Source organism: Massilia sp. PWRC2 (assembly GCF_049896725.1).
In the GTDB taxonomy this organism is placed as follows: domain Bacteria; phylum Pseudomonadota; class Gammaproteobacteria; order Burkholderiales; family Burkholderiaceae_D; genus JAFCUW01.
Window position 1 is genome coordinate 1 of sequence record NZ_JAFCUW010000033.1, and the last position, 2320, is coordinate 2320.

The following is a 2320-nucleotide window of genomic DNA, read 5'->3' on the forward strand; positions in this document are numbered from 1 at the left end:
CCGGCGGCAAGGACTTCCCCGCCCTCGGGGCGGGGTTAGGGGTGGGGAAATTCACACGATTTGGCAGCATCACGTTTCCGCCGCCGTGTAAAGTTCCACTCAAAACGGCATAGAGCCAGAAAACGGAGGCGTGGATCAGTACGTCCGCACTGAACACGATGACCAGCTTCGGTATGCCGGTGTCGGTAAAAATCTAAAAACGGACCGAAACTGGGGACGTTTTTGCCTGGCGTTAATTAATTCAACAACGCCCTTACGCGACAGAACACGAAGGACCAACCGAATAGGCTGAAGCCAAGGGTAGCGTTACGCAAAATTCACTGCCGCAGTTGATTCCCTCACTGGTAACACTTACTGACCCGTCATGTAATTCTGCTATGGATTTTACCAGCGCAAGACCAATGCCTAAGCCACATGCTGTTCCAAATTCTGACGTATTTTTTGCCTGCGAAAACATGTCGAAGATGTGCAGATGATCTTCCGAAGCAATACCGATTCCATTATCCCTAACACACACTGTAAGTACTGAATTTTGCGTGCAAGCAGTTATAAAGATAGTTGAATCTGTCGGCGAAAATTTACTCGCATTTATTACCAAGTTGGAAAATAGCTGCGCTAGCCGAAATGGGTCACCAAACAGCAATGGTGACGTCGCCGGAAGGTCCATTACTGCAATTTGCCGCCGGAGCGTGAGACAGTGGCCGCTAAGTTCTAGTGCGCTATTAATTACATCATTAAATTCGGTGAACGTCTTTTGCAAGAAAATTTTCCCGGTATTAATACGTGCCACATCAAGTAAGTCTTCTATCAAGCGCTGCAAGTGTACCACTTGACGCCCCACAATACCTCCCATCCTCTCCGCCATTGGACTACACATCTTTGCTCTTAACATTAGGCTGTTGGCAACCGCAATTGAAGCAACTGGATTGCGTAGCTCGTGGGCAAGCATGGACAGAAAGATCATTTGATGGGAACTCTCCATTTCAACAACTTTTTTCTGTTCTTCAAATCCAATTGTGGCCAGTAAAAGTTTCTTGTTTACATCGCGCAGTAGCTGCAAGCTTGCGTGTAGTTGAGCGACTTCATTGCGCTCGCTAAGCAAACACTGCTTTAAAGCTTCAGTTACACGCCGTAACAATAAGTTTTGAGCTGCAAACGAATTTGTATTGCGGCAATGAATGTTGATTTTTTTAATCCAACGGGACATCTTCGCTTCATTTTTCATATTGCTCTCAATAGCAACTTTATGGGAAGAAATTTAATTGATCTACAAAATTTTAATTCAGACGCGGGAGTCTATAGGTTACTTGAAATTTCTAATAGAAGTGATAATTTCTTGGCTTTGTGATTCTATCGGATCAGGGAAATACTGAACAATTGACAATTTTTTCTAATTTGCCGTCGATTTTTGGTTCTGTTTCATTAGCGGAGGCGTCATTAAGGGCGTTGTTGAATAATTCGACCGGTCGCCATAGGAGTGTACAATCTGGCATCATTTCTTTCCAGGTAGTCCCGTGCCGTACAAACACAGCGAAGAGCATCGCCACAAATTCGAGAAGCCGCATTACAAGGTGACGAACTGGCCTGCGTACAACGCAGCGCTCAAGCGACGCGGTGACTTTACGATGTGGTTTACCGAAGAGGCGATTGCCGAGTGGTGCCCAGCGAAGACCGGGGCGCGCGGCCGGCCAACAAAGTATTCCAATGTGGCAATCGAGACCGCGCTGCTCATACGCCAAGTTTTTCATCTGGCGTTACGGCAGACCGAAAGGTTCATGAACTCGCTCGCCCGTGCCCTGAAGGTCGAGATCAGCATCCCGGATTTCAGCTGCATTTCCAAGCGGAGCATCGGCTTGCCAAGACATGCCCTGAGCAAAGCGCTTGACCCAGGCAGCCTCGTCATCGTGGACTCCACCGGACTCAAAGTGTACGGCAAAGATGAATGGCACCAGGAAAAGCATGACGTCCCGGCCCGGCGCACCTGGCGCAAGCTGCACTTGGTGATCGACGAACATCATCAGGTTCTCGCCTGCGAACTGACGACGCCGGAAGTGGGCGACACGACGGCCGTGCCGGATTTACTCGATCAAATCACGACACCATTTGAAATGTTCATGGGCGATGGCGCCTACGACGGCGAGCCGGTAGCGCAGGCGGTGCTGACGAAGCAGCCCGATGCGCAAGTGATCATTCCACCGCATAAGAGCGCTGTACGTTCCGACACCGGCACGACTTGGCGGGACCAGCATATTGAAACCATCGCTCGGAACGGGCGCGCCACCTGGCAGCGGATAACCGGCTACAATTTCCGCAGCTATGT

General features: G+C 49.6%; 2 protein-coding genes. One reads left to right on the forward strand and one right to left on the reverse strand.

The window, feature by feature from the left end:
* Nucleotides 1-253 precede the first annotated feature (253 nt).
* Nucleotides 254-1225: a sensor histidine kinase gene (locus ACP7BZ_RS22850; RefSeq protein WP_426117485.1), complete on the reverse strand. Its 972-nt coding sequence runs from the start codon at nucleotides 1223-1225 to the stop codon at nucleotides 254-256.
* A 289-nt stretch (nucleotides 1226-1514) separates the two neighbouring features.
* On the opposite strand from ACP7BZ_RS22850, the gene ACP7BZ_RS22855 reads away from it, so the two are divergent.
* On the forward strand, nucleotides 1515-2320 hold an 806-nt coding region (locus ACP7BZ_RS22855; protein WP_426117487.1), incomplete at its 3' end, for an IS5 family transposase.

Excerpts from the sequence above, each read along its gene's own strand:
- ACP7BZ_RS22850 (WP_426117485.1), bottom strand. The coding sequence starts at position 1,225 with ATGAAAAATGAAGCGAAGATGTCCCGTTGGATTAAAAAAATCAACATT.